The organism is Pseudomaricurvus sp. ABR4_320 (assembly GCF_056159445.1).
This window is the reverse complement of the sequence record NZ_JBSWVF010000002.1, coordinates 281,225-306,589: the sequence shown is the minus strand read 5'-3', so window position 1 is coordinate 306,589 and position 25,365 is coordinate 281,225. Positions and strand designations below refer to the sequence as shown.

At 49.7% G+C, this 25,365-nt stretch carries 27 protein-coding genes; 14 read left to right on the top strand and 13 right to left on the bottom strand.

Annotated features, from left to right (window positions below; all coding sequences use genetic code 11):
* Positions 1-163: 163 nt before the first annotated feature.
* From ACXAFR_RS04555 to purU, 4 genes are all read right to left on the bottom strand, one after another.
* On the bottom strand, positions 164-883 hold the full coding sequence (locus ACXAFR_RS04555; RefSeq protein ID WP_475172616.1) for a GntR family transcriptional regulator: 720 nt from the start codon (positions 881-883) through the stop codon (positions 164-166).
* Positions 884-990: 107 nt separating this feature from the next.
* A complete protein-coding gene (folK, locus tag ACXAFR_RS04550) occupies positions 991-1,497 on the bottom strand; it encodes a 2-amino-4-hydroxy-6-hydroxymethyldihydropteridine diphosphokinase (RefSeq protein WP_475172614.1) in 507 nt (168 codons plus the stop codon).
* A 27-nt stretch (positions 1,498-1,524) separates the two neighbouring features.
* Positions 1,525-2,373 (bottom strand): bifunctional methylenetetrahydrofolate dehydrogenase/methenyltetrahydrofolate cyclohydrolase FolD, encoded by an 849-nt coding sequence (folD, locus tag ACXAFR_RS04545; protein ID WP_475172611.1) that lies wholly within the window; start codon positions 2,371-2,373, stop codon positions 1,525-1,527.
* 330 nt (positions 2,374-2,703) lie between these two features.
* Positions 2,704-3,564 carry a formyltetrahydrofolate deformylase gene (purU, locus tag ACXAFR_RS04540; protein WP_475172605.1) on the bottom strand — a complete coding sequence of 287 codons (861 nt, stop codon included), beginning with the start codon at positions 3,562-3,564 and terminating at the stop codon, positions 2,704-2,706.
* A gap of 630 nt (positions 3,565-4,194) precedes the next feature.
* Here purU and desA point away from each other — a divergent pair.
* The 5 genes from desA to ACXAFR_RS04515 all read left to right on the top strand — a co-directional run bounded on the left by desA (position 4,195) and on the right by ACXAFR_RS04515 (position 8,083).
* Positions 4,195-5,592, top strand: a complete 1,398-nt coding sequence (gene desA, locus ACXAFR_RS04535) for a syringate O-demethylase (protein WP_475172602.1) — start codon at positions 4,195-4,197, stop codon at positions 5,590-5,592.
* A gap of 65 nt (positions 5,593-5,657) precedes the next feature.
* The gene (gene ligA / locus ACXAFR_RS04530) at positions 5,658-6,047 is read left to right on the top strand and encodes a protocatechuate 4,5-dioxygenase subunit alpha (RefSeq protein WP_475172599.1); all 390 of its coding nucleotides are present in this window, start codon (positions 5,658-5,660) and stop codon (positions 6,045-6,047) included.
* The gene (locus ACXAFR_RS04525) at positions 6,047-6,886 is read left to right on the top strand and encodes a class III extradiol dioxygenase subunit beta (protein ID WP_475172596.1); all 840 of its coding nucleotides are present in this window, start codon (positions 6,047-6,049) and stop codon (positions 6,884-6,886) included. Before ligA ends, ACXAFR_RS04525 begins: the two co-directional genes overlap by 1 nt.
* Before the next feature lie 15 nt (positions 6,887-6,901).
* Positions 6,902-7,627, top strand: a complete 726-nt coding sequence (locus tag ACXAFR_RS04520) for an alpha/beta fold hydrolase (protein WP_475172593.1) — start codon at positions 6,902-6,904, stop codon at positions 7,625-7,627.
* 12 nt (positions 7,628-7,639) lie between these two features.
* Complete coding sequence (locus ACXAFR_RS04515; RefSeq protein ID WP_475172587.1) at positions 7,640-8,083, top strand: nuclear transport factor 2 family protein; 444 nt, start codon at positions 7,640-7,642, stop codon at positions 8,081-8,083.
* Positions 8,084-8,086: 3 nt separating this feature from the next.
* Here the strand turns inward: ACXAFR_RS04515 and ACXAFR_RS04510 are convergent, their stop codons facing one another.
* The 3 genes from ACXAFR_RS04510 to tmpT all read right to left on the bottom strand — a co-directional run bounded on the left by ACXAFR_RS04510 (position 8,087) and on the right by tmpT (position 12,599).
* On the bottom strand, positions 8,087-8,998 hold the full coding sequence (locus ACXAFR_RS04510) for a hypothetical protein (RefSeq protein WP_475172584.1): 912 nt from the start codon (positions 8,996-8,998) through the stop codon (positions 8,087-8,089).
* A 2-nt stretch (positions 8,999-9,000) separates the two neighbouring features.
* Complete coding sequence (locus ACXAFR_RS04505; RefSeq protein ID WP_475172580.1) at positions 9,001-11,772, bottom strand: bifunctional diguanylate cyclase/phosphodiesterase; 2,772 nt, start codon at positions 11,770-11,772, stop codon at positions 9,001-9,003.
* A gap of 182 nt (positions 11,773-11,954) precedes the next feature.
* Positions 11,955-12,599: a thiopurine S-methyltransferase gene (gene tmpT, locus ACXAFR_RS04500; RefSeq protein WP_475172577.1), complete on the bottom strand. Its 645-nt coding sequence runs from the start codon at positions 12,597-12,599 to the stop codon at positions 11,955-11,957.
* Between the two features lie 190 nt (positions 12,600-12,789).
* Here tmpT and ACXAFR_RS04495 point away from each other — a divergent pair, with 190 nt between their 5' ends.
* Entirely contained in the window at positions 12,790-13,179 is a 390-nt protein-coding gene (locus ACXAFR_RS04495) for a helix-turn-helix domain-containing protein (protein WP_475172574.1), read from the top strand.
* A gap of 151 nt (positions 13,180-13,330) precedes the next feature.
* A complete protein-coding gene (locus tag ACXAFR_RS04490; RefSeq protein WP_475172571.1) occupies positions 13,331-13,774 on the top strand; it encodes a cupin domain-containing protein in 444 nt (147 codons plus the stop codon).
* An 88-nt stretch (positions 13,775-13,862) separates the two neighbouring features.
* Here ACXAFR_RS04490 and ACXAFR_RS04485 read toward each other — a convergent pair whose 3' ends face one another.
* Positions 13,863-14,237: a hypothetical protein gene (locus ACXAFR_RS04485; protein ID WP_475172568.1), complete on the bottom strand. Its 375-nt coding sequence runs from the start codon at positions 14,235-14,237 to the stop codon at positions 13,863-13,865.
* A gap of 214 nt (positions 14,238-14,451) precedes the next feature.
* Positions 14,452-15,633 (bottom strand): hypothetical protein, encoded by a 1,182-nt coding sequence (locus ACXAFR_RS04480; protein WP_475172566.1) that lies wholly within the window; start codon positions 15,631-15,633, stop codon positions 14,452-14,454.
* A 185-nt stretch (positions 15,634-15,818) separates the two neighbouring features.
* Here ACXAFR_RS04480 and ACXAFR_RS04475 point away from each other — a divergent pair, with 185 nt between their 5' ends.
* From ACXAFR_RS04475 to ACXAFR_RS04460, 4 genes are all read left to right on the top strand, one after another.
* Positions 15,819-16,667, top strand: coding sequence for a helix-turn-helix domain-containing protein (locus tag ACXAFR_RS04475; RefSeq protein WP_475172563.1), 849 nt, complete (start codon positions 15,819-15,821; stop codon positions 16,665-16,667).
* 49 nt (positions 16,668-16,716) lie between these two features.
* Positions 16,717-17,169 (top strand): carboxymuconolactone decarboxylase family protein, encoded by a 453-nt coding sequence (locus ACXAFR_RS04470; protein ID WP_475172557.1) that lies wholly within the window; start codon positions 16,717-16,719, stop codon positions 17,167-17,169.
* 305 nt (positions 17,170-17,474) lie between these two features.
* Positions 17,475-17,666, top strand: a complete 192-nt coding sequence (locus ACXAFR_RS04465; RefSeq protein ID WP_475172552.1) for a hypothetical protein — start codon at positions 17,475-17,477, stop codon at positions 17,664-17,666.
* The gene (locus tag ACXAFR_RS04460; protein WP_475173915.1) at positions 17,648-17,983 is read left to right on the top strand and encodes an outer membrane beta-barrel protein; all 336 of its coding nucleotides are present in this window, start codon (positions 17,648-17,650) and stop codon (positions 17,981-17,983) included. The genes ACXAFR_RS04465 and ACXAFR_RS04460 overlap by 19 nt, the downstream gene beginning before the upstream one ends.
* 52 nt (positions 17,984-18,035) lie before the next feature.
* Here the strand turns inward: ACXAFR_RS04460 and ACXAFR_RS04455 are convergent, their stop codons facing one another.
* The 3 genes from ACXAFR_RS04455 to ACXAFR_RS04445 all read right to left on the bottom strand — a co-directional run bounded on the left by ACXAFR_RS04455 (position 18,036) and on the right by ACXAFR_RS04445 (position 21,242).
* Positions 18,036-19,169 (bottom strand): NAD(P)-dependent alcohol dehydrogenase, encoded by a 1,134-nt coding sequence (locus tag ACXAFR_RS04455; protein WP_475172547.1) that lies wholly within the window; start codon positions 19,167-19,169, stop codon positions 18,036-18,038.
* A gap of 14 nt (positions 19,170-19,183) precedes the next feature.
* A complete protein-coding gene (mdlC, locus tag ACXAFR_RS04450) occupies positions 19,184-20,755 on the bottom strand; it encodes a benzoylformate decarboxylase (protein WP_475172542.1) in 1,572 nt (523 codons plus the stop codon).
* 73 nt (positions 20,756-20,828) lie between these two features.
* Positions 20,829-21,242 (bottom strand): VOC family protein, encoded by a 414-nt coding sequence (locus tag ACXAFR_RS04445; protein ID WP_475172536.1) that lies wholly within the window; start codon positions 21,240-21,242, stop codon positions 20,829-20,831.
* A gap of 289 nt (positions 21,243-21,531) precedes the next feature.
* Between ACXAFR_RS04445 and ACXAFR_RS04440 the strand changes: the two genes are divergently transcribed.
* The gene (locus ACXAFR_RS04440; RefSeq protein WP_475172530.1) at positions 21,532-22,491 is read left to right on the top strand and encodes a ketopantoate reductase family protein; all 960 of its coding nucleotides are present in this window, start codon (positions 21,532-21,534) and stop codon (positions 22,489-22,491) included.
* On the opposite strand, the gene ACXAFR_RS04435 is transcribed toward ACXAFR_RS04440, so the two are convergent.
* Positions 22,469-23,386 (bottom strand): TauD/TfdA dioxygenase family protein, encoded by a 918-nt coding sequence (locus ACXAFR_RS04435; protein WP_475172528.1) that lies wholly within the window; start codon positions 23,384-23,386, stop codon positions 22,469-22,471. The two genes, ACXAFR_RS04440 and ACXAFR_RS04435, sit on opposite strands and share 23 nt — an antisense overlap.
* Positions 23,387-23,627: 241 nt before the next feature.
* Between ACXAFR_RS04435 and ACXAFR_RS04430 the strand changes: the two genes are divergently transcribed.
* Both ACXAFR_RS04430 and ACXAFR_RS04425 read left to right on the top strand, forming a co-directional pair.
* Complete coding sequence (locus ACXAFR_RS04430; RefSeq protein ID WP_475172525.1) at positions 23,628-24,005, top strand: VOC family protein; 378 nt, start codon at positions 23,628-23,630, stop codon at positions 24,003-24,005.
* Positions 24,006-24,258: 253 nt separating this feature from the next.
* Complete coding sequence (locus ACXAFR_RS04425; RefSeq protein WP_475172522.1) at positions 24,259-25,317, top strand: Rieske 2Fe-2S domain-containing protein; 1,059 nt, start codon at positions 24,259-24,261, stop codon at positions 25,315-25,317.
* Positions 25,318-25,365: the final 48 nt, after the last annotated feature.

Below are 25,365 nucleotides of genomic sequence, written 5' to 3'. Positions count from 1 at the left end.
TGCAAACGGAAATACCGAAAAGCTATACGAGGGATTTGCCAGGAAAGTCCGGATTATTGCTGACGGGACTGCCAGCACAGGCCATGACCGGGAGAACATTTAGAATTAACCCGCACACAAGCGCGGCAGGTTTCAACATTTATTGCGATAAGTGTCGGTAACGTCAGACGGGTACGATTGGCGTTATTTTCTCCAACTCTTTCTCTATATCGATATTGCGCTTTTTCGCGCGGGAAAACAGACTTTGCCGCTGGGAATTTCCATGCTCTCGAAACAAGGATTCCGCTCGGGCACCATCGCCGTTACGTATGGCCTCAGTCAGGGCGTGATGCTGACCGTGGGCGCGAAACAGCAGCTCATACGCTTTATCCAATCCCACTTGATCGAACACCAACACCGATGGATTAATGAACGGCATTTTGTTCAGACGCTCAACGAAAGTGATGAGGGGTGGAGAGCCGCAATTATCGACAATAATTCGGTGAAAGCGTGCGTTCATTTCACCATACTTTTCTTCATCGTCATGGGTTAAATACCGCTTTTTAAAAAGCTCATCCCCTTGCACCAGACAAAGCTCTAACTCCAGCAATACCTCCTCACTCGCCCCCTGCTCCGCCAAATATTTCGCCGCAGCGCCTTCCAATAACGCCCGCAATTCGAGCGCTTTAAGAGATTCGGCGGCAACAAATTTCTTGACGGAATATCCACGCTTGCCAACTGGCTCGATATAGCCCTCTGCGGCCAAAATCGGCAGCGCACCACGAATCGGTGTTCGCGACACGCCAAGACGATCCGCCAAACTCACCTCTGTAATGCGCTCTCCGGGAACCAATTCTCCGGAGAGGATCATTTCGCGAAGCGTCTGTAAAGGAGAGGACTCCATAAACTAGCCTTGTTAAAAAGAAGCAGAAACTAATGAATGATGAGGGCGACAAGAGAGCTGTTTTGACAAGAGACAGTAAGACAAATCTCAGAGAATCAAAAGATCCATCACCCCACCGATAATGCGTAATTATCCAGAGAAATTCGCTCCAGATTTAAACCAGACTTGGGAAATTGCAGCCACAGTTGCCGCAACGTCAGCTCCTGACCCGGCAATACCAAGTCTGGAGCCAGCTCGGCAAATGGCGCCAACACATAAGCCGCGCAAGTCGTTTCGCTGCGAGGCAATTGAATACCACTGTGCTGCCCCAGCGAATTCCCATACGTCAAAATATCGATATCGAGATGACGGGAGGAATTTTTTTTACAATCTGCGGTGCGACCGAACTCAACCTCTAACTGCCGCAGCACAACGGCCAACTCGGCCAATGGCAAGGACGTACGCAATCCGACGACCAGATTAATAAAGGCGGCTCCACGAAATCCGACAGCAGGATTTAAATAGCAACTGGACAGAGACAGCGGCCCAACCTGCTCGCCTAACGCATCAATACCTGCCGCGATATTGCGCTCAGGATCAATGTTGCTACCGAGACCAAGATAGACCTGCTGCATTGCTAGTTCCGCGCTGATACTAAAAATTTAAACGCCCAGTTTCTTCTCACCGGCATCAACCGACTGAAGAATTAACGTATTAATTGTCATCGGGCCAACACCGCCGGGCACTGGCGTAATAGCCGCAGCCGTCTCTTTAAGCGGCGCCAGCTCAATATCTCCCACACCGCCTGGATGATAACCCGCATCCAGCACCACAGCGCCAGGCTTAATCCAGTCAGCCTTGATAAACTCGGGCTTACCCACGGCACCAACGACAATATCTGCCTGCTTTACAATGTCAGCCAGGTTTTGTGTTCGAGAATGGCAGATGGTCACCGTTGCGTTGGCATTGAGCAACATCATTGCCATAGGCTTACCCAAAATCGGACTGCGGCCAACCACAACGGCATTTTTGCCGTTCATTTCTATGTCGTAAGCTTGCAACAGCCGCATAATACCCTGCGGCGTCGCTGAACCATAGGCCGCCTCGCCCATGGCCATGCGACCAAATCCCAAACACGTAACGCCATCGACGTCTTTTGCAAGTGCGATCGCATCAAAACAGGCGCGCTCATCGATTTGCTCAGGTACCGGATGCTGAAGTAGGATCCCGTGACAATTGGGATTACTGTTCAGCTCTTCGATTTTTGCCAACAGCTCTTCAGTGGTGGTTTCTTCCGGAAGCTTTACGGCAATGGAGTCCATCCCAATGCGACGACAGGCATTTTGCTTCATGGAGACATAGGTGGCTGAGGCTGGATCGCCACCCACCAAGATCGTCGCCAGTATTGGCGTCTGGCCGCCGCTTTTTTCTTTCAACCGGGCGACACGTTCGGTTAACTCGGCTTCAGTACGCTTGGCAACGGCTTTGCCATCCAGAATCAGGGCGCTCATGGCTCATCCTTATCAGATAATATCGCATACCGTCCCGACCGGACGGCTGTCTAGATCATGTCAACTCACAACTCAGGCCGACATGCATCTGCACCGCAGGAGTCAATTGCCCCGCAGGCCAGACGACATGCCAGCGCCCAACATCGTGAGTACGAAGGCCCCATGGCCTGACCGCTAGGCTACGGCGAAATCAAAGGGGCGCTATTTTCTTATGCTTTGGCGGGCGAAGCAAATGCTAATGCCCATAACAATACTGAGGCTTTTTTGAACTCCCTCAGTATTCGCTTTCACAGTGGGCTTGAAAGATTGGTATACACCTTTCTATATCGCTCAGTTTCTAAAAACGATGGTACGCGAGCCGTTCAGCAATACCCGCCCTTCCAGCAGGTAACTTACCGCTCTCGCCAGAACTCTACGTTCAATATCGCGCCCCTTACGAACCAAGTCATCGGGCGTATCCGCGTGAGTAATATTCTCAACATCCTGCTCAATAATTGGCCCCTCATCGAGATCGGCCGTAACCAAGTGGGCGGTCGCCCCAATCAGTTTTACACCACGTTCGAACGCTTGGTGATATGGCTTAGCGCCCTTAAAGCCCGGCAGAAAGCTGTGATGAATGTTGACGCAGCGCCCCGACAGATAGGCGGACATGTCATCGGAGAGAATTTGCATATAGCGAGCCAAGATAACCAACTCAGCCCCCGTCTCTTCCACGATTGCCTTAATCTGGGCCTCTTGCTGCGGCTTGGTCTCTGGCGTAATCGGCAAGTGGTGATAAGGGATATCACCAATCATCGACACTTTTAACGCAGACTTTGGATGATTGGAAATAATCGCCACGACGTCCATGGGCAACTCACCGATTCTCACTCGATAGAGCAAATCCCCCAGACAGTGATCGAGCTTAGACACCATAATGACGACTTTTTTGTGCTCTGAAGCCCCCTTCAACTGCCATTTACCGTTGAAGCGACCAATCGTATCTTTCAACGCTGGCTCCACGGTTTCGGCCACCACAATGCCCGGCTTTACGGTGAATGCGATACGCTGAAAGAAGTGTCCCGTGTTAGGGTCATTAAACTGCTGAGCGTCCACAATATTAGCGCCCGCCTCATAGAGGGTGGTCGTCACTGAGGCAACAATGCCAGGACTGTCTTCGCATGAAATGGTCAGTATGAAGGTATTATCCATTGTTTTACTTCACTCTTTATTAGATAGAAAATCTCTTAGATGGCAATTCGAAATACGCACGGTAACCCTTAAGCCCGTCATTATGAAGCTGGACTTCGACAAGGCTGCACAAACTCTGAAGAAACCCGAGAATCACCCTTTTTGTATACATTATTTAGTTTTGTATCCATTCTAAGGCGACGTAAGACTTTGTCAATCCTTCCGCAAGAAAATCCTGAAACCCGGGGTTCCACGTGAATTCCGGGGGCTCTACCGACAATCAATAGCGCCAACATGGGATACAACCTTGGGAAAAACCGTTAAATTAATCGCTGAATATCAACCAAAAACAACTTTTTTGTGTCCAGATTGTTGATTTATAGTCGTCACCTCGGATAGCCTTACAACCATAAACAGAATAACCAGGGCGAAATATTTTCGACTTATGACCCAAACTCTTTGTATACATCCGAAGAGTAACCTCAACGTCACGGAGACTATTGTCCCGGATTCCGTTGCGGTTAGGGAATAACAAATTAGGGAATAAGACATAACCGCTAAAAGCGGGGACGACACAATAACGATCTACCAGAAAAAGACGGCAACTTCCCATTGCCTCTCCACACAACACAGTCAATAACGGATAAGATCATGGCGCATAAAAACCTCGAAGAAAAACTCCAGTCCACGGACAGCATTGCCAACATGCTGCGCAATGCCCAGGTTGGGCCCAACGTCTATCCAGGCGTACCACCAGAATTTACCAACTGGCGTGACGAGCAAAGCGGCTGGGCGAAGACCTGCTGCCTGTTTGACCAGTCTTACCACATGGCAGACCTGTTGGTGGAAGGCCCAGACGCTTTCAAATTATTAGAAAAGCTAGCCATTAACAGTTTCGCAGGCTTCAAGCCGGGCAAAGCCAAACAGTTTGTCCCTTGCACACCAGAAGGCTACGTGATTGGCGATGTCATTCTTTTCTATCTTGCAGAAAATACGTTCAACTTGGTGGGACGGGCACCCAGCCTGAACTGGGTGCAATATCATGCCGAAACGGGCGGCTATGACGTCACCTGCACCCTCGATCAGCGCACGGCGATGCGCAAAGACAAATCTTCTCGCAAGTCTTACCGCTATCAAATCCAAGGCCCGAATGCCATGAAGACCATGGAAAAGGTCCTGGGAGAAACACCACCCGACTTAAAATTCTTTAACATGTGCGAAATAACCATCGGCGGCAAAACGGTTACCGCGCTACGGCACGGCATGGCCGGTCAACCCGGATTCGAGCTGTTCGGTCCCTGGGAAGATGGCGCTGCCATAAAGGCCGCTATTGTTGAAGCGGGAGAAGAATTCGGCCTGAAGCAAGTGGGTGGACGAACCTATGCGTCCAACACCATTGAATCCGGCTGGATCCCCTCTCCGCTGCCGGCCATTTATACGGGCGACAGTATGAAAGGCTATCGTGAATGGCTGCCCGCTGACGGTTATGAAGGCACCTGCTCACTGGGTGGTAGCTTCAAATCAGACAACATTGAAGACTATTATCTGACACCCTGGGATCTCGGCTATGGTTTCTTCGTCAAATTCGACCATGATTTTATCGGTCGTGAAGCACTGGAAAAAATGGCAAAAGAAAAACAGCGCAAAAAAGTCACGCTTGTCCTGGATGACGACGACGTCGCTCGTGTCATCATGTCTCAATTTGGTAAGGAGAACGAACGCGGCAAGTTTATGGACTTCCCATCAGCCGTTTACTGTATGCATCCGTTTGATAAAGTCATGGTCAACGGTGAAGTGATTGGAATGTCCACCTGGTGCGCCTACACCTCCAACGAACGCGTCATGCTGACCCTGGCGATGATTGATGAAGCCTTTGCGGAACCCGGCACGGAGGTCGTTTTCGTATGGGGTGAAGAAAATGGCGGGACCAGCAAGCCAACCGTTGAACCCCATAAGCAGATGGAAATCAAAGCCGTTGTGGCTGCTGTACCCTACTCTGAAGTTGCCCGCAAATCCTACTCTGGATTGAAGGGCTGGCGCGAAGAATAGTACGCTTGCTCCGCCAGCCCGATGCACGATTGAGTCGGGCTGGAAACCTTCTATCAGGAGACTCTATGGCTCTCGACAAACCCTATCTCGATATTCCCGGCACGACTGTTTTCGACGCGGATATGGCGCGAAAAGGCTACCACCTAAACCAGTTCTGCATGTCACTCATGCAAGAGGAAAACCGCCAGCGCTTTAAAGCTGATGAACGGGCTTACCTGGACGAGTGGCCCATGACAGAAGAACAAAAACAGGGAGTTCTGGACCGCGATTTTAACCGACTCATCAGCCTCGGCGGCAATATCTATTACCTGGTAAAAGTCAGCTCGACCGATGGCCTCAGCGTCGCTGCCGCGGTCTCGACGATGACGGACATGACCACCGAAGAATATATGAACATGATGAAAAACGGTGGTCGCTCCCCCAAAGGCAATCGCTATATAGGAGAGCAAGACTAATGGCTCGGATCACTGCCGGTCTCGGCACGTCACACGTACCACTCTTGGGTCGCCTGATTGATGTCGGAGATTCCAAAAAAGACGAACACAAAGCCATTTTCGGCGGCTATGAATTTACCCGTAAATGGATACAGGAAGAAAAGCCTGACGTGGTTATTTTGGTTTATAACGACCATGCCACCGCCTTTGATATGAAAATAATTCCAACCTTTGCCATTGGCTGCGGTGAAGAATACGAACCTGCCGACGAAGGCTACGGCGCTCGACCAGTACCGGTGATGAAAGGCGCGCCGGACCTCGCCTGGCATATCGCCCAGTCGGTCATCCAACAAAATTTTGATCTGACGATCATCAACGAAATGAAAGTAGATCACGGTTTGACCGTGCCCTTATCGATGGTCTTCGATCAACCGGACGCCTGGCCCTGCCGGGTGATTCCGTTGGCGGTGAACACGGTCATCTACCCAGCGCCTTCCGGCCAGCGCTGTTTGGATCTTGGTCGCGCCATTGGCAAAGCGGTCGCCAATTTCGACGACGATCTGAATGTTCAGATCTGGGGTACTGGCGGCATGAGTCACCAATTGCTTGGCCCACGCGCCGGCCTGATTAACCGTGACTGGGATAATCTGTTTCTCGATAAACTGCTCAACGAATACGAAGATTTGGCGAAAATTTCTCAGACCGAGTACATTCGCGAATCGGGAACGGAAGGCTGTGAAATGGTCATGTGGTTGATTATGCGCGGGGCTCTCAACGCTCAAATCACCGAACTGCACCGGCACTATCACGTGCCCATTTCAAATACCGCACTGGGCCATATTGTCTACGACAATCGCTAAGGGGATTTCTGTTCGATGAGTCAACCGGTGGAAAACAAGCCAGCAGTTGCGCTACTTTCCGGCCTCCTCTGCGATGCCCGTATGTGGCGAGACGTCATTCCTTCCCTAAACGCGGTGTGCAGCCCTACGCCGTTCAGTTTTGCTGGCTGCACAAGTATCGCTCAAATGGCCGCCAAAGTACTCGATGCCATGCCCGATCAATTTGCCCTGGTTGGCCATTCCATGGGGGGGCGTGTTGCATTGGAGGTTTACCGACAGGCACCTGACAGGATTGCTCGCTTGGCACTATTGAATACTGGAGTACATGCCAAACGCGACAGTGAAATCCCCGGTCGTAAAAAACTGCTCGACCTCGCTGACGAACAGGGAATGACCGCCGTCGCCGACAGCTGGCTGCCGCCGATGATGAGCGTCTCAGGACGCGATGATCCAGTCCTGATGGCAGAATTACGCGACATGATTTTGCGCCATACAACGGAGGATTTTCACGGTGAAATCCAGGCTTTACTGGAAAGACCCGACGCCGAATCTGTACTGGCAACCGTTAACGTCCCGACATTATTACTCAGTGGCGATCAGGACAATTGGAGCCCCGTTGCTCAACACGCAGACATGCGACGTATTCTACCTTCGGCTAACTTGGTTGCACTGAAGGGCGTTGGGCATATGTCAACCGTAGAGGCCCCTCAGAAAATCGCCAATGCACTAATAACGTGGTTAACCGACAACCCAAGAGAATAAACAGAGACACACATGAAACTAGACGCGATCAATCAGATTCAATGGGAATGTCAGCAACTTCTCAATAAAGTGACCATGCTGATGGATAATAACGATTGGGAAGCCCTCGCCAACTGTTACACTCAAGACGGTATTCTGTTTCGTCCTAGTGATCCCCACAATGGCGTAGAGGGCCGAGAGGCGATTCTAGCGTCATTTTTGGCGCGACCACCCCGCACAACCTGCCACATCATCAGCAACTGTACTTTTAACGTCCTAGATCCAGAAACTGTAGAGGCACAAAGCCGCGTCTGGCTGGTTACTGGTCCAGCAGCAGACAGATTACCCGTCATTGCGGACAGTACACTGCTGGTTGGCAGCTTTTCTGATGAAATCGTCAAAGAAAACGGTCGATGGTTGCTCAACAAACGACAAGGTGGGATTGAGCTAAAATTTCAGGGAACACTACCGGCCTAAGACCTAATCGTTGCCTAAATCCAACCATAGCTCTTTTCGATCAATGGGTGCACGGTCACTGATCATTGGGTTCTCCAACTCAATAATATGACGGCCACTTTTCAGAATTTGTACTGCAGACTTAAAGTGCTGTTGAAAAAGCGCCTCAAAGCTACCGTCGCTGATTGCCCGCTCAAAACCCAGCGTCAGAGTTTCCGCGAGGGATGCGTTGTCTTTTGCCACAAAGAAAAAATAACAGGCAGGGTAATGAATAATCAGATTGTTCTCTATCGCTAAATTAGCCGCCGAAGGCTGGCTGAGTTCAAGCAGAATTTCACCGGCTCCGCGGGGGAAATAGTCGAATCGCTTATTGTCGAGCATAATAAACAATCCGGAATAGTGGTTGGCGACACGGACTGGCAAACCGTTGTACCGCAACACACGAACATCCGTCCAGCCACGCCCCTGTCCCGCCACATGTCGACGCAACTGCGGTAACGTTTTCACATTGCGAAATAAGTTGATGTTTTCAGCCTTTACCATAGGCAGCCGATAACCGATCAACCCTTTATCAATAGGCAGATAGACGGCGCGAAAATCTTCTTCCATATCGGGATTGGAGACACCCCAGGTGACATCGATCTTGCGCCCCAGCATTTTGAGAGCCCGAGGTTGATTCATAGCCGGGCCGGGTTGCAACTGATAATTCCCCTCAACCTTACTTAAAATGAGCTTGAGCAAGCCGAGAAGATAATCCATACGTGGATCATCTTCGATCTGGCTGGGAATATGACGAATGATTGTAACCGGAGAACTTTCACCTTTGTCAGCAGCAGATGCCTGCTCGGAAAACAACAGCCCAAGGATAAGTTGCAGAGTCGCTACAGCGAATACCGCAAGGGGTAATTGTCGACCGCTACGGAGCGTAGGCGCCATCATCAATGCCGTTGCGACAGGAAACTGGTAAAGCCATCATAATTCATTGGGCGCCCCAAAAAATATCCTTGCCCCAAATCACACCCCATTTCTTCTAGCAGTTCTTTTTGTGCTTCGTTTTCAATCCCCTCAGCAACAACCTTCATACCTAGTTTGTGTACCATTGAGATAATACTGCCGATAATACGGTGGTTCTTATCATCGTTTTCGAGATTGCAAATTAACGATCGATCAATTTTAACCGTTAAAAAGGGATAGATTACCAGATAATTTAACGCAGAATAGCCAGTGCCGAAATCATCAATGCACAGTCTAACGCCCTGCTTATCCAGCTGCGAGATACTCTCGAGCACGTCAGTGCCAGAATCCAGTATTGTCCGCTCAGTAATTTCCAGCTGTAAACGTTCGGCGGGAATGTCTGATCGCTGCAACAACTGCTTCACATCCTCAACAAAGGTTTCCTGGTACAGCTCCGTCGACGCAATATTGATGGTGAGATAGCCATCATAACCAAAGCGACCTCGAAGATCCGACAACATTTCGGTAGATCGCTCCATAACCCAATGATCAATCTCATTAATCAGGCGTCCCTTTTCTGCGATAGGAATAAAGCAATCCGGCATTACCAACCCGAGGGTTTCACTGTTCCAGCGAATCAGGCATTCAGCGCCTTGCACCCCACCGGTAGACAGATCGACAATGGGCTGTAGAAACACCTCAAACTCTTCAAATTCCAGGGCCTTACGTAGTCCGGTTTCCAAGGCCAAGCGCTGTTGTAAATTGGCTTTCATTTCCGGAGAGAAAAAATGAAATTGCGACTTTCCAGCGCCCTTGGATCGATACATGGCCGTATCCGCATGCTGGATCAATTCATCAGAGCTGCGCCCATCGTCGGGGAAGACACTGATACCAATTGACGCCGACAGGTAGAGCTCGCAATCGGCAATCTTGGCGGGTTCTGCCAAATTAGACAGAATCCGATTGGCCAGGACATCCAACTCTTCCCTGCGGCGTAGAACCGGCACCAATATAATAAATTCATCCCCCCCCAATCTCGCAACCAGTTCACTGGCACGGGTTGAAGATTTCAACCGCTTGGCCACCTCGATAAGAAATTGGTCTCCGACTTCATGGCCCATTGAATCATTCACAATTTTGAAGTCGTCTAAATCGACAAACAGTATCCCAACTTCCAACCGATTGCGCCGGGCATGGTCGATCGCAAACTCCAATTGCTCTTTCGCCATCGCTCGATTGGCGAGCCCGGTAAGCGCATCATGATATGCCTGCTTAAGCAATGAGGTTTCCAGAGCTTTACGGGCAGTGATGTCTTCGACCAAAATCAGACATCCCCCACCCCACTGGGTATTGCTGGGAATTGGCGTTACCGTCACGAAGGACCATTGCTTTTTATCGTGCAATCCAACTTCCGGAATTTCACCCTGCCAACGATGGCTGTCACGGATGGCGTCTCTGAGCCTAACGAGCGGCTTGATGTCCCCCTGCACAATGCTGGACTGCTGCTTTATACCCGAAGAAAATAAAACGTCAGCAATCGCACCGCGACGCCGGAAATTACGATTGCAATATTCCAGATAGGCGCTGTTGTCCAGTATGGCGACTTGAATGGGACAGACATCCATTGCCAAAGAGAGTTTACTGACCATATTTTCCGCAGCAATCAGCGGTGACATATCCATCAGCGTGCCGAGACACCGTTTGACCTCACCCGCGCTGTCGACAAGTTTCTGCCCTCGCCCCAAAATATGGAGATAGTCTCCCGACGTATGCTTGACACGGAATTTTACCGAAAATTGCTTGCTTTCAGCCGCCAGGAAGTCGTTGATCACATGGGTTACCCGGTCAATATCATCCGGGTGCACGCGTGCTAAGGATGCCTCCCAAATATCATCAATCGCGTCTTTTTCCAGCCCGAGAATAGCGTACCAACGGTCAGATAAATGCAGCGTTTGACTGTCGACATCCCAATCCCACAAGCCGTCGTTTGAAGCGGCCAAGGCAAGTTTGTAACGCTTTTCACTCTCTTCCAATGCCAAAGATGCGACCTGCCGCTCGTCGATCTCGGCTCTTAGTGTTCGCCTCAGGTTCTCCAAAATTCCACTTAATTGGGTTAACTCATCGAACCGACCGGTTAACGAATCGGCCGAAACAGAAATAGGATCTTGTAAATTCGAAAGACTCATCTGCGCCGCCTCTGCCGACAAACGCTGTACCCGCTTGGTAACAATTAAGTAAAAAACCATCAAAAGCGGGAGAGAAATCAACAAGACCTGAATGATCGCGACAGCCGCCACAACCAGGACGTGCTCCTGCAGACTGGTTAACAGGGTGATTCTATTGCCCGCGACTTGAAGATGACCGAGCTGTAAGAGTTCACCATCCACTTGTCGATAAACTATTGGATAGTCGCGGAAAATCGCCGTGTCTGCAGCGGGATGAACACCCAGCACACGGTCGGCAATACCGTCGCCCTGCAATTTGATATGAGTAATGCTCGGGCGTTGATCGATGCCTTGTAACAAAGCATCGATCAAGGGCAAATCGTATTGCCAAATGGCAACGGCCAGAGAGTCGAGAAATCCCGTTTTAATATCATCAAACGCCAGATAAACACGTGAACTGTCCTCGAGATATTGGCGGTAGACACCGACAGTAACGATAATAAGGACAGACAGACTGATAATAACCAAGGTACAACAGAGAAGCTTGGCTCCGAGACGATTGTTTCGGAAAGCCGGGATCTTCTTATCCATTTTTGGCTCTCTGAGCTTTTTACTAAAACGCCAATCGGCGCAAATTCACCCAAAGTATAGTTAACTTGCGCCAAACCGCCGTACTGTTGACCAAGCCACTATTGATCCGCAACAAATAACAGTGTCGGCAGATCAATGTAAACGCCACACCGAAATAAAAGTGACAGAGCCGAGGGGGGGGGTTAGCCTCTATTTTTCTCCAGCAGCCATACTACACTGGTTGCGGGACAGGTTCCTTTTAACCCCCCTGGCAATTCGACGCGCTCAAGCAGGCTTAGCTGATAGAAAGATGCATAGTACTGGGCCAACATAGACTCTGTCACCGCAAATGGCGGTCCGGCTTGCACACTTTGATCATATTCAAATGTGATCAACAACTGCGGCGCGGTGAGTGTCAGCTCCATCAACTTATTTGCGTACTTGAGACGCATATCATCGGGTAAAGCCACCAGCGCGGCGCGATCATAAATGGCGTCCACATTACCCAACATAGACTGCTCGACTGAGAATATGTCACCATTAAAAACCGTGATCCCTGGCGCACAAAACCGTGTCAATTCCCCTTCGGTTTTTACGTCTGGTTTAACGTTGAGCTCATCGAATAATTGCTCTACTGCCACTCGACTTAATTCAATTCCTGTCACCTGAAATTGTTTTTCCATCAACCAGGCAATATCTCGAGACTTTCCACACAGTGGCACAAGAATATGCTTGCCTGCAGGCAAACGTAGCCGATCAAGATGACTGTGCAAATGTTCGTTTACTTCCCCTTCATGAAAACCGATTTCCATACGTGACCATTTTTCGTGCCAAAAATCAGTGTGCATTGTATTTTCTCCCTGGTCAGACCAATTGAAACAATGAAAACATTAATGTGTCTCTGAAGGCAGGTAAGGCATCAGAGACTTTTTGGCTTCCGCACTCGACATGTGCGTAACCTTTCAGCAACATAGGCTACTACTTAAAGCCCACTTCAAGTCAAGAGCGAAAGACGTTGATTCGCGCAATGGAGATTTCATGGATATATCAGAGGTCAGTCGGGCATCCGGCTTAACGCCGGCAACCTTACGCTACTACGAATCACTGGGGCTGATTGCGACAAGTGGCCGACAGGGTATCCGGCGTCAATATCATTCTTCAGTACTGGAACAACTGGCGTTGATCAATCTCGGAAGTTTATCCGGCTTTTCCCTTAACGAAATTAAAGATCTATTACCAAAGGGCAACCGCCCGCTCAACAGAGAGCTGTTACGTCAGAAGGCCCTTGAATTGGATAGCCAAATAAAACGACTGTCAGCCATTCGAGACGGACTCCAGCATGCCAGTGACTGCCCCCATGAAAGACATTTCGACTGCCCAAAATTTACTCGGCTTTTAAAGCGTTTTGGCCGCAAAGCAAAGCTGTAACGCATCAAGCTCAGCAATCAATCCACATTAAAAAAAGCAGGGATGCACCCACAAGCCGGGAAAATATCCCTTCTAATTCGAGAAAAATAGGCTCAACAACGATGATGCCATTGAGTAGACTTGAACTGCTCATTCAATAAGGACGATAACAATGACACAACTGACCGACGCGATTAGCTGGCAACGTTTAGAAGGCTTGGAGAATTTTGAATTTAAGGTTTTACATGTCGATGATGATCAGCAACGAGCGGATGTGCTTTTTCGCTTTGCTGCAGGACAACCCATCATCTTGCACCGCCATTGTTCACTCAATAAAACCCTGGTCATACAAGGCGAGCACATAATCTATGAAATGGATGGCAGCATCAGAGAAGTGCGTCCTACGGGCCGACATACCGTCATCCAGCCCGATGAGTGCCCTCACCGGGAAAGCGGTGGTGCCGAGGAAGACGCTCTGGTTCTTTTCAGTATTTACAACACCGAAAAAGCGGGCCCACTCTACGAGCTTTTGAACGAGGAAAAACACGTCATTGGTCAACTTACCATGACCGATGTTGTGAACCTTTATGAACTTGGGAAAGACCAGTCGCCGTAACGATCGACTGAAACAGGTCAATCTACACGGCGAGTAACATCTTGCAGCCGGATAGATTGACCTGCCGATCCACCAAGACAAACCACAGTCAGAATTCCACAATATCCCGAGGCTTTTCCTCCGGCTGCGGCTTTTGACGACCAATTCGAAGACAATCAAAAATCCCCACCAGCCAACAGAGAATTAAAATGAGCCCGGGAATCCCCGCTCCGCGGCCCTCTGCAGCGCGACGATCGGCTATCATCTGTCGGAGCGACTCGGAATCGGGTACGACTCCCTGCGCCCCCACTTCGTTGAGAATGTCTGTCGCGATGGCGACCGCGTCCATTACCATCAGGTAGAGACAACTGCCTGCGACAAGGATCAATAGGGCAGCCATCATAAAGCGTCTAAGGTAAAGATGACCGACGCCCGGAAATATAAGGCCTGAGAGCAGAATGGCTTTCGTGGATTTTTTCATCATGGTTTAAAGTGACATCGAAAGATATTGAGACCCGATTTGACCTTGAAATAGCCAATTGATCTCACACTAGGGTCATTTTAGTCCATATGGCCAAGCAAGGAATGAGGGTCACAGCAGGAAGTCATCCACCAACTGCTGATAAAGGGTGTCGCCAACAACCTGAGATACCGCCGCACGAAATGCATAACTCAATAGACCGCTTTGCGAACCCGAGTCAGCCAGCAATGGAAAATAGTGATCTAACGTCTCCCCCCTGGCGCCCTAATATCAAGTCTAACTGCTGCCAAAACGCCGCCCCTTTACTGTATATCACGCTAAAGTGTTCAAAGTTCTTATCTCTTGTTATCTCTAGGTGGATATCGTAGAGACCGATTCCGCTGTGGCGGAGAAACGGCAGCTGCCCCTGCCATTCATGAATTGGCGTAGACGTCAGCGGCTCAAACTTTGCCAGGGATTTGTAGCCATAGTAATGAGCCAAACTCTCGGAGACCCATAGAGGAAAACGGTCACCACAAAGAATATGAAAGAGTTCATGGCCAGAGACCCAAAAGAGGCGTTCTTCCTGGGACGGATCGACCTGCCCTCGCCGCAACCCATAATTTGACAGCATAGCCTGAGTCCCAGCAGCGCCACTGGCTGGATAGCTGCGCGTATCAAGCCCAACCCATGCTACGTCTATAACATCAGTAGGCGCATCATTGTGTGGCATAAGTGCCGCCAAATATTGGAATTGCCGCAACAAGCGGCTCTGTTGGCGCTCGCCCAAAAGCTGGCGGCCAGGCTCATCGGTATAGATGCGCAACTCCATCCCACCACTCAGTATACGGATACCTGGCTGCCCCCAAATGAGTAATAAAGGGGCATCGGTTTCCTTTAGCAATGGCTGACAAACGGAGTCCTGTTGTTGTGCCTGAACTCGACCACAGACTGAAATGCGGGTATCCGGCTCGAACTGTGGGATCGAATCCCATTCAAACAGCGCCCACCACCCCTCTGACGAATAGATATTTTGCTGACGAAAAACCTGAGCCTGAGTAGATTCCAACGACAAAAACGATACCGTCCAACGCAATGTCTCACATTGGATTGGCTCACCATAGGCGACGATGACGCTATCCGTACCGCGATCGCAGGAAATCTCGAGCACTGGAGATCCACGGGTTGCCACCTCTCGAGCCCGCGGTGCGACGAGTGTAAAGCTTCCCAAAAAACGTGTATCGACATGGACTTGAGCCCACGTAGGATTCTCCAGATCAACATCGACATAAAGGGTCACATTTTCCACCTGCTCGCCACCAACAGCGTACACAGACAGCCACAGACCACACCACCAAAGCGCACACCAGGACGCGAGCACGCTGAGTGTATATTTGGAGTTTTCGCCATACCCCCACACAGAAGGTTCCTCAAGAAGGCATCCGTTTCTTCAGCATTGATCAAATCGCCCTTGGGTGCAAAATTTAACCAACCAAAAACTGATCGGCAATAGTCCGCTCGGCCGCATTCGTGCTATCGTCGCCAAGTATCTATAGCGTCTTGTCACGCCATGTTTAAGCGCTCCCCGATTGGAGGTCGAAGATCATGATTCACCTGACTCGTCCTGATATGCCCGAACCTTTGGCCCCGCTTGCCGTGGCGCACGTATCGACAAGGGCTGAGCAGCCGGCACATCCAAAACTTAACGTCAGGTTTGAGAGGCCGTCTGCAGCGTTGCGGCCCTGGATACAATGCTTGTGGCAGGTAGAGATTAGCAATGGCCTGCTCGCCTCACGGCAGCCAAAACTCTACCCAGATGGCGGCAGCAGTTTGATTTTCATACCCACCCACTCAGGACTCACCGTACGCTACTCGCTGGAAACGGAAACCTTTTCAGCCGATGCCCCCAACTTTCATAATGCGTTTGGATTTCGATTTCGCCCTGGCGCCGCCTTCGACCTTCTGAAGCTTCGCCCGGAAGACTCCGGTCGCCCCTCTATCGACCTGCTAACACAACTTCCTACAGAACTCGTTGACGCTGTCGCTAAGATCATCGAAAGCTCAGCCGCTTTCAGCCTCACAACTCTAGATTCAGCGATTTCCTCGGCAGTCTGCGCTCAACAGCCCGGTGAATTGCTGTCAAAACTCGCACCAGCATTGATTCAACGACCAAACAGCTCAGCAACACTGGCAGAACTCGTCGCCAAAAGCCGCCGGAGCCTGGAAAGACAGATTCGGCAGCAAGTTGGTGTGTCACCGGGAGATCTCCTTAAATATCAGCGTCTACAATGGGCGCGCCGCCAATTGATGGATGCCTCTCTCAGCATCGCCGAAATTGCTCTGGACTGTGGCTATTGTGACCAACCGCACTTTTCCCACGCCTTCAAAGAATTTGCACAGGAGACCCCGGCGGCCTATCGCGAGCGCAAGCTGGCGCAAATCTACAATCGTTAGCCAATTTACCAGTTTAAGCTGATACCTCATCCTTTATGAGGTCACATCAATGTCTTCCAGAATACAACAGGACGATGTCTATCAGCTTTGTCCACAAATCCCGAAGCACCTTCTTGCTCTCGGAAAGATCCAATATTCCGAAACACTAACTCCCAACCTCATACACCTTGTAAAACTGAGAGTTTCGCAAATAAACCACTGCGCTTTCTGTCAGCATATGCACGCCGCGGAAGCTCGTGGAGACGGCGAACAACAGGCGCGGCTCGATGTCCTTCCCGCTTGGCGTGAAGCCGGTTGCTTTAGCGATCAGGAAAAAGCAGCACTGGCGTGGGCAGAAGCCTTAACACGGATCTCCGATGCTCCTGTCGATACATCGATCTATCAATACGCTGCCGACACCTTTAACTCAGAGGAAATGCTGGCACTCACTTGCGTTATTCTTGAAATTAACGCTTGGAACCGGCTTTCCGTGGGCTTCGGGTTTGTTCCCAAGATTGACTGACACCGTAAAACTCCAGATTGCAGGCAAATCTCCCCATTTTTTTAAAGATGCTTAAGACGCCAAAAACGAGTACAAAATCACATCTTCAACTGTGCTTTTTTTCTAGGATACGCCCCTGCGAAACAGAGCAATATAAGCCTCTTTTTCTCAATATTGGACTTCGCCGCCCCAGGGACGGGAGTTTGAATTAGGGAGCCACTGATAACACCAGATGATAGCAACGCAAGTCATCAATCAGCAGCTTCCTACTATCACCGCGAAGCCTCTAGCCACTCGCGTCTATAGTTATTAAGGAGCACTTTAAGGTGATCAAACAAATATTTATCGCACTGGGACTTTCAGCAGTGACCGTAACAGCGCACGCAGCTGGCCCCTACATTGGCGGCAGTATCGGTCAGTCAGACATCGACCAAGACCCGTTTGACACGGCCACGTCTTTTTTGCTGGATACAATTTTAGCGAATACTTCGGTGCAGAAATTGGTTATCAAAAGCTAGGCGACTTTGAAGCGAACTTCTATAGTTACGATTTTGAAATAGAAGTTGATGGCGTCACTTTCGCTGGAATTGGCTACTTACCTATCTCAGACTCTGTTGACCTTTACGCTAAAGCAGGAATGTTTGCCTGGGACATGAGCTTTTCAGAAGATAATGGCAGTGAACTCGCCTCAGAAGACGGCAACGACCTTTTTTTCGGTGCAGGAATCGCGATAACACCCAACCCATCCATGACATTAAAAGCAGAATACAAAATCTTCGATATTGATGGAGATGATGTGTCTAACTGGTCACTGGGCTTGCAATTCCATTTTTAAATCGCGCATCAACAGGAGATAAGCTACGCTGTAGCTCATCTCCTGTTGGATGTTAACCCTTAGCGATTCGAACAATTGGCTTAATGGTCACCCCCTGTTCACTATCGTGCTTGGCTTGATTGATCTGGTCAAAATCGTAAAATTTTATCAACTTATCAAACGGAAAATTTCCCTTTAGATACTGGTCGACCAACGCCGGAATAAACTGATCCGGAACACTATCCCCCTCGACGATACCGCGCAAGGTTTTTGCCTGGGACATAAGCGCCAAAGCATCAATCTTAACCTCTGCGCCCAATGGTGATGCCCCCAAAATGCCACAAGTGCCCGATGGGCGAATGGCATCTACAGCGGTGCGAATCAAGTTCACATTGCCGGTCGTATCTAACGCAAAGTGTGCACCGATACCGGTGATTTCTTGAATGCGAGCCAGAGCGTCTTCTTTTTTACCGTGGATCACATGAGTCGCCCCCAGCTCCAAGGCCATATCCAACCGACTGTCGACAACATCCACCGCGACAATGGTGCCAGCCCCACAGAGTACTGCTCCCATTACCGCAGACAGCCCTACCGCTCCAGCACCAAAAACGACAAAACTCTGGCCTAAGCCAACCTTCAGGCCATTAATAACAGAACCTGCGCCCGTCTGAATTCCACACCCCAGTGGCCCCAACAACTCCAGCGGCGCGTCCTTAGGTACTTTCACCACATTGCGCTGAGTTGCCAGCGCATAGGTGGCGAACGATGACTGAGCAAAAAAGCGATCGTGGAAAGACTCGCCTTGCGCATTATGAATTGCGTGAGAGCCATCGCTGCGACAACCATTAAAATTTACGCCGAACGCATCGAGACAATGAGCGGGATGCCCAGATTGGCATTGCTCACATGTGCCACAGCTTTGAAAGCACAGGACCACATGATCTCCCGGCTCAACCTTGGTAACCGCGCTTCCTACCTGCTCAACAATACCCGCCCCCTCATGGCCAAGCACCACTGGAAATTGACAAGGCAGGTCTCCACTACCGACAACCATATCCGTATGGCACATCCCCGTCGCCACAATTTTTACCAAAACTTCATCCGCTCTGGGAAGCTGCAACTGCAGTTCTTCCAGGCCAAAATGACAGTTGGCTTCTCGCACAACCGCGGCCGTAATAGCTTTCATCTCTGAATGTATTTCTGTCATTGTTTTACTCCCAATTATTTCTGAATGACAACATCCACTAGTACACAGCTTTCTGCACTTAGGGCATGCGAAAGGCTTGGAGCAAGCTTCTCCGCATCAGTAACCCGCAAGGAGCTACCCCCCAAAGATCTCGCCAAAGAGACAAAATCGATATCGGATAGCTCTGTACCCACAGGTTTTTCCAAACCAAAATGCTTGGAAAAATCATTTAACGCCTGGTAACGACCATTATTCACAATAATAATGGTCAAAGGCACACGTTCTTGCGCCGCTGTCCACAACGCCTGAAAGGCGTACATGGAAGAACCATCGCCCAATAAAGCGATCACCCGACGTTCAGGCTGCGCCATTGCGATACCCACAGCGGCGGGCAGACTATAGCCCAACCCACCGCTGGCACAGGTATAAAAAGAATTCGGCTGGGTAATAGGTAATCGCCGATGCATCACCGGTCGACTCGACGGCGCTTCTTCCACCAGGATGCTGTTATCTGGCCGAAGGTCTGCCAAGGTCTGCAAGAGAAAATCCACGCTTAACCCAGCTGAAGCCGTGACTCTTTCCGCCGGAACAAAAACTGGTCTCAGCGGTCGAGCAGCGCTTTTTGATACCGATAGAAGCGTCTGCATTGCGATCTGCACGTCACCAACAATGGCGGTGCCCACTGGCGCCCAAGCGGCCAACTGCGGATCGTTCACCAACTGAATCAACTCTGAACCTGGCGGAACAACAGGACCAAATCCTTCTACATGAAACGTAAAGACCGGCGCTCCCAGGGCGACAATCACATCATGCCCGTGCAACCGCTCAACAATGCCTTCGCGCATCGCCGGCAGAAATCCAGCAAAAAGTGGATGGTCCTCAGGAAAACTGCCTAAGCTCGACATCGGGCTCACCCATACCGGTGCGCTATAGTGCTCAGCAAGAGAGATGGCATCATCCCAGCCGTTATCCATCGCGACACCCGGCCCCACAACCAACGCGGGAGATTGACTCGACTCGAGCAACGTCGAAATACGAAGGAGCTCTTCATGATCGGGGAAGATCCGTCGGCTGACGTGACGCTCGGGCAACCACTGTGTCGGCCTGTCCCAATCATCGACAGGGATCGACACCAATACCGGCCCTCTGGGCGGCTGCATCGCGATAAAATAGGCTCTGGCTATCGCGGCCGGAACGTCTTCCGCTCGAGCGGGCTCACAACTCCATTTCACATAGGGTCGGGGCAATTCCGTCGCACGATCAGAAAACAAAAAAGGATCGTATGGCAGGATAGAGCGAGCTTGTTGCCCGGCAGTAATGATCAGCGGAGTCTGATTCTTATAAGCTGTAAAAATATTTCCCATGCCGTGCCCGACACCGACAGCAGAATGCAGATTAACCAAGGCTGCATTACCTGTCGATCTGGCAAAGCCATCGGCCATGCCGACGACAATGGATTCCTGCAAACCAAGTACGTACGAGAAATCGTCAGATAAGTCCCGGAACATCGGCAATTCTGTTGATCCGGGATTGCCAAAAACACGGTCAATCCCCAAACGACCAAACAACGCCATTACCACTTCACGTACACTGATGCTATTCGACATCTCGCTATCTACCCCTGTTATTATTATTTCACCCGGTCTATCTATTTAACGGGCATTTACGGCCGATAACACACTAGGTGGCATCAGGAAAATTCATTTCAATTTGAAGGCCATTGGGATCTTTTACGAAAATTTGAGTCAGGCCGATGTCAGGAATTCGTTGCACTCTGTGTTCAAGCCCATGAGCACAGAGTCGATCGATCATGTCGCCAGAATTCTCACCGCGAAACGCGATATGATCCAACGAACCCGTATCCATTGAAGCTTGATATCGCGTTTCATAGCCTGCTTTTTGGGGGCGACGAAAATAAGACTGTCGCTCAGCGATATGAACAACAGCCGTTCCGTCGAGATACATCCAGTAACCTTCAAACCCCAAATCAGGCCGAAACCCAACATCCAATCCGAGAATGGTACTATAGAAGAATCGTGTCGCCGGTAGCCGATCGGTTAACACCAAAAAATGTTCAAGTGTTGTCAAGGACATGGCAAGCCTCACTGTTCATTTTGTATGTAGAGCATCTCAAACGACAGAATAATTGCTTGCGTCTATTGGCTTGTCACCTTGTTGAAAACGTGACTTGAGCAGAAACCAAAATGACAGTTTAAGATACCCTTCAGCATGTTATATAGACAGCTCGAGCAACCATAGTAACCAACCCAAACACGAAAGGCGAGAAGGACACAATTTTAGTGCTGCCCTTTTCACCAGGTCTACTTTCTGTGCGGCCGAGTTCGACGGTATACTGACCGAATTCGACGGTCAGGAAGCAACTATGGATATTTTGGTATTGGGTGCTGGTGCAATGGGCTGCATCTTTGGAGGCAAGTTGGCGCTGGCCAAGCACAAGGTTGTGTTCGTCGATATCAATCCGCAAGTTGTTGACACCATCGATTCACAAGGTTTAATACTTGAAGAAAATAGTCATCGCCAGGTGATAACGACATCAGCCCAACTGGCCGACAATGTGACATTGCAGCCAGACCTTATACTGGTGTTTACCAAAGTCCAACATACGCTTTCAGCGTTAGCCTCCGTACAGCATACGATTGGTGATAACACCTTTGTTATGAGCCTACAAAACGGTTTGGGCAACCGCGAGAAGCTTCTGCAATATATTTTAGCAGACAGAGTGTTGCAGGGAGTTACCGTCTTCCCCGCAGATCTAAAAGGTCCTGGTCACGTCGAGCTGACAGGGTCTGGTTACGTGTCCTTTTTCTCAGCGGATGGTCAGGCCTCTGAACATCTCGAAGAGCTCGCCAAACAGTTCACCGAAGCGGGCATTCCATCAAAACTTGAACCAAAGATCGAAGAAGCCATATGGTCCAAAGCAATCTTCAATGCCGCTATGAATACGAGTTGCGCGATATTGAATTGCACACCAGGCCCTCTCGGTGATCAACCTGCCGGAAGAGAGCTCGTCGCTGCCATGGTCCACGAAGGCGTTACGATTGGGCGATCAGTCGGGGTGGACATCTATGAAGAAGACATACTCGCAATGACGGCGATGTCTATGCGTGATCACCGGGATCATCAACCCTCGATGTTGCAGGATTTTCTACATTGCCGACAAAGCGAGGTGGATGCCTTAAATTTCGCCATTGTCCAAATTGGCAAAGAACAGGGTTTAGAAGCACCCGTGACAGAAACCATGGGTCGCTTAGTGGCTATACGAGACGAATTTAATCGACAAAAACGTCCAAACGAAAACGCTAACATCGCGCCGCAATCGTAGAGCGATAGTACTCTCGTCGAAAACCGTCGTAATCATTAAATGCTTGATGTAGGCACAAACGATTATCCCAAAGTGCAACCATCCCCGCTGACCATCGCAACCGACAGGTCATTGCCGGTTGCGTGATATGCTCGGCTAAAAATTTCAATATCGGTGTCGATTCAGCATCGGTCATACCTTCAATTCCCACCGCGTAAGACGCATCGCAATACAGTGATTTTTCTCCCGTATGAGGATGTTGGCGTACTAACGGGTGATAATTTCCAGCAATATTACGTTTTACATGCTCGGGCAAGTCGCCGGGATTCAACGACGCCAGCGCACCGATGGGGTCATCAACGGCAGCATTACCGTATCGTTGAACGCCCATAAACACGTTGCGCATAGACATGTGGATTTGCAATCCATCCAAAAGTGACCGCATAGTTTCACTGAGCATATTGTACGCCAATGCGGAATTCGCCCAAATGGTGTCGCCACCATAAGGTGGAATCTCGACCGCTCTCAATAGCGTGATCGCCGGGGGGTTGGAGATAAATGGTGAATCTGTATGCCAGCCGTCTCCAAACACCCACTCTACTTTTGTGTCAGCTTCTTTTACCAATGGGTGGATATTTCTATGGCCTGGTACGCCATCGGTATAGGCGTCTTCCGCAAACTGACCAAAGCGCCGCGAAAAATATTCTTGCTGAGCGTGATCGAGGAACTGATCGCGAAAATAGATCATTTTGTGCCGGTAGAGAGCCTCTTCAACCTCAGCGAATTGTTCGTCAGACAGGTCAGCAATATGAACTCCGGAAATCTCAGCACCCATTGCAGCCGCCAGGGGCGACACTGAAATGGTTCGGTAGTCTTTTGCCGAATTATCAAACTTGCGATGAATACGGACGTCCATCAAAGCCTCTGATCGTTATTATGTTATGGGATATCGCAGCAGGGGTCGTAGAATTAATCTGCCATGTGAGAATCTTAAATGCCAGTACTTATCCGACTAATTTTCGGTTTTTCAGTCAGGTAATTTAGCGTTGAACTCTCTATAACCACTCAAATTAGACATACTTAATGTCATGCAAATATGCTACAGTTTTCGCGGAAATTCAGTAACAAACAATTGAAGCAAACAAAAGGAAGTCGACATGTTCAGTCACATTATGCTGGGCGCAAATGATATTGAGGCCTCACGCAAATTCTACGACGCGATACTCGGCGCATTAGGGCACGCACCAGGTGTAGAAGATCATAAAGGCCGAATTTTCTATCGGACAGATTCCGGGACTCTGGCTTTGACCAAGCCCATTAACGGTGAACCTGCATCAGCAGGCAACGGAAGCACCATCGGCTTTACCGCAGAGACACCAGAACAAGCGGACGCTTGGCACGCTGCTGGCCTTGCAAACGGCGGCACTGATTGTGAAGATCCTCCAGGAATCAGAGATTTTGGCGCCGTTAAACTCTACCTAGCATATTTGAAGGACCCAGCGGGAAACAAGCTGTGCGTTCTTAAAATGATGTAACCTCTACTTGTATTGGCGGCAGTTAACGAGCGACGTTATGCCGCCTGAGCACATCGCAAAAAAGCAGGTTAGTTCATTAGTTTGCCTATTTTCCGCTCTCTACTTTCATATTAACTTTATTGACATTTTCAGACAGGAACTAGTGCGCTCAAAAGCATAGACAGTGCCTGTTTTAAGGTTAACATAAGTACTACTCCAGATTTGATTCACTTTCAATCTCAGAATACAAATAATAACTTGGGAGTCTGAAGGTATGTACCCATTTAAAGAGGACTGCTTTGCCGTCGAAAATGGCTGGTATGTCGCGGCATTCAGTAAGTATGTCAACCATGAACTTCAAGCATTGTGGATTCTCAATAAACCCGTTGCCTTATACCGGAAAGAAGACGGGACACCTGCTGCACTCCATGGTCTCTGCCCGCACCGGCATTTTCCCCTCGGTGAAAGTTTGCTAGAAGGCGATGAAGTTGTCTGCGCCTACCACGGTATTCGGTTTGGTAGTGACGGCAAGTGTTCAGGCATACCCGGCCAGACTAATATTCCCAGCTCCTGTCATGTAAAAACCTATCCGGTCGTTGATCACGGTATGTGGTTATGGATTTGGATGGGAGACGCGGCGAAAGCCGACCCGGGTTTACTACCGGATCTGGAAGAGATCGGCTATCAGGGTAATGACATGGAGGCACGTCCGTTTTACCACTATGAGGTGGACGGCCGTTACCAATTACTCAATGATAACCTGATGGATCTATCTCATTTGGGATATTTACACGGTACCAGTATCGGCACTGCCATTTATGCCGACACCGAAGAAGAATTGTCAGAGGGCGAAAACTATATTCGCAGCACTCGCTATATCGCCAATTCACCACCACCACCCGCTCGAGCCCATATTGCCGAGAGTATCGATCGAGCATCGGGTATGACGTTTTATTACCCAGGACTCCACGCCGGCTTTGACGACTCCTTCCTACCTGAAGGGAGTGAAGACCCAGGTCGCCAACTGGAGTGTCGACGGGTTTTCCATGCGGTAACACCTTCGACTCACCATACCACTTACTATTTTTTCGGTATGTCTTCCTTGAATGGAGAAGGTTTAGACAGTGCTTACGATTACCTTAAACCGGTGGTAGATGAGGATATTTTTGCTACTCGGGAGATTGAAAAAGCACTTTCTCGCTGCGGTGAAAACATGCGCGAAATGACCAAAAAATCCGACGCGAATTCTGTCAGAGGCCGACGTCTTTTGCAGAAGTTAATGGATCAGGAAAAATCTGAAAATATACAATTGATTAAAGGGGTCAGTAACTGACTCCTTTAATTACCGCTGATTTTTTACTTGCAAAAACACCGAACGAAA

What these genes read in the sequence shown, in the direction of transcription:
- ACXAFR_RS04555 (WP_475172616.1), bottom strand. Translation starts at nt 883, where the DNA reads ATGGAGTCCTCTCCTTTACAGACGCTTCGCGAAATGATCCTCTCCGGA.
- folK (WP_475172614.1), bottom strand. Translation starts at nt 1,497, where the DNA reads ATGCAGCAGGTCTATCTTGGTCTCGGTAGCAACATTGATCCTGAGCGC.
- folD (WP_475172611.1), bottom strand. Translation starts at nt 2,373, where the DNA reads ATGAGCGCCCTGATTCTGGATGGCAAAGCCGTTGCCAAGCGTACTGAA.
- purU (WP_475172605.1), bottom strand. Translation starts at nt 3,564, where the DNA reads ATGGATAATACCTTCATACTGACCATTTCATGCGAAGACAGTCCTGGC.
- desA (WP_475172602.1), top strand. Translation starts at nt 4,195, where the DNA reads ATGGCGCATAAAAACCTCGAAGAAAAACTCCAGTCCACGGACAGCATT.
- ligA (WP_475172599.1), top strand. Translation starts at nt 5,658, where the DNA reads ATGGCTCTCGACAAACCCTATCTCGATATTCCCGGCACGACTGTTTTC.
- ACXAFR_RS04525 (WP_475172596.1), top strand. Translation starts at nt 6,047, where the DNA reads ATGGCTCGGATCACTGCCGGTCTCGGCACGTCACACGTACCACTCTTG.
- ACXAFR_RS04520 (WP_475172593.1), top strand. Translation starts at nt 6,902, where the DNA reads ATGAGTCAACCGGTGGAAAACAAGCCAGCAGTTGCGCTACTTTCCGGC.
- ACXAFR_RS04515 (WP_475172587.1), top strand. Translation starts at nt 7,640, where the DNA reads ATGAAACTAGACGCGATCAATCAGATTCAATGGGAATGTCAGCAACTT.
- ACXAFR_RS04510 (WP_475172584.1), bottom strand. Translation starts at nt 8,998, where the DNA reads ATGGCGCCTACGCTCCGTAGCGGTCGACAATTACCCCTTGCGGTATTC.
- ACXAFR_RS04505 (WP_475172580.1), bottom strand. Translation starts at nt 11,772, where the DNA reads ATGGATAAGAAGATCCCGGCTTTCCGAAACAATCGTCTCGGAGCCAAG.
- tmpT (WP_475172577.1), bottom strand. Translation starts at nt 12,599, where the DNA reads ATGCACACTGATTTTTGGCACGAAAAATGGTCACGTATGGAAATCGGT.
- ACXAFR_RS04495 (WP_475172574.1), top strand. Translation starts at nt 12,790, where the DNA reads ATGGATATATCAGAGGTCAGTCGGGCATCCGGCTTAACGCCGGCAACC.
- ACXAFR_RS04490 (WP_475172571.1), top strand. Translation starts at nt 13,331, where the DNA reads ATGACACAACTGACCGACGCGATTAGCTGGCAACGTTTAGAAGGCTTG.
- ACXAFR_RS04485 (WP_475172568.1), bottom strand. Translation starts at nt 14,237, where the DNA reads ATGATGAAAAAATCCACGAAAGCCATTCTGCTCTCAGGCCTTATATTT.
- ACXAFR_RS04475 (WP_475172563.1), top strand. Translation starts at nt 15,819, where the DNA reads ATGATTCACCTGACTCGTCCTGATATGCCCGAACCTTTGGCCCCGCTT.
- ACXAFR_RS04470 (WP_475172557.1), top strand. Translation starts at nt 16,717, where the DNA reads ATGTCTTCCAGAATACAACAGGACGATGTCTATCAGCTTTGTCCACAA.
- ACXAFR_RS04455 (WP_475172547.1), bottom strand. Translation starts at nt 19,169, where the DNA reads ATGACAGAAATACATTCAGAGATGAAAGCTATTACGGCCGCGGTTGTG.
- mdlC (WP_475172542.1), bottom strand. Translation starts at nt 20,755, where the DNA reads ATGTCGAATAGCATCAGTGTACGTGAAGTGGTAATGGCGTTGTTTGGT.
- ACXAFR_RS04445 (WP_475172536.1), bottom strand. Translation starts at nt 21,242, where the DNA reads ATGTCCTTGACAACACTTGAACATTTTTTGGTGTTAACCGATCGGCTA.
- ACXAFR_RS04440 (WP_475172530.1), top strand. Translation starts at nt 21,532, where the DNA reads ATGGATATTTTGGTATTGGGTGCTGGTGCAATGGGCTGCATCTTTGGA.
- ACXAFR_RS04435 (WP_475172528.1), bottom strand. Translation starts at nt 23,386, where the DNA reads ATGGACGTCCGTATTCATCGCAAGTTTGATAATTCGGCAAAAGACTAC.
- ACXAFR_RS04430 (WP_475172525.1), top strand. Translation starts at nt 23,628, where the DNA reads ATGTTCAGTCACATTATGCTGGGCGCAAATGATATTGAGGCCTCACGC.
- ACXAFR_RS04425 (WP_475172522.1), top strand. Translation starts at nt 24,259, where the DNA reads ATGTACCCATTTAAAGAGGACTGCTTTGCCGTCGAAAATGGCTGGTAT.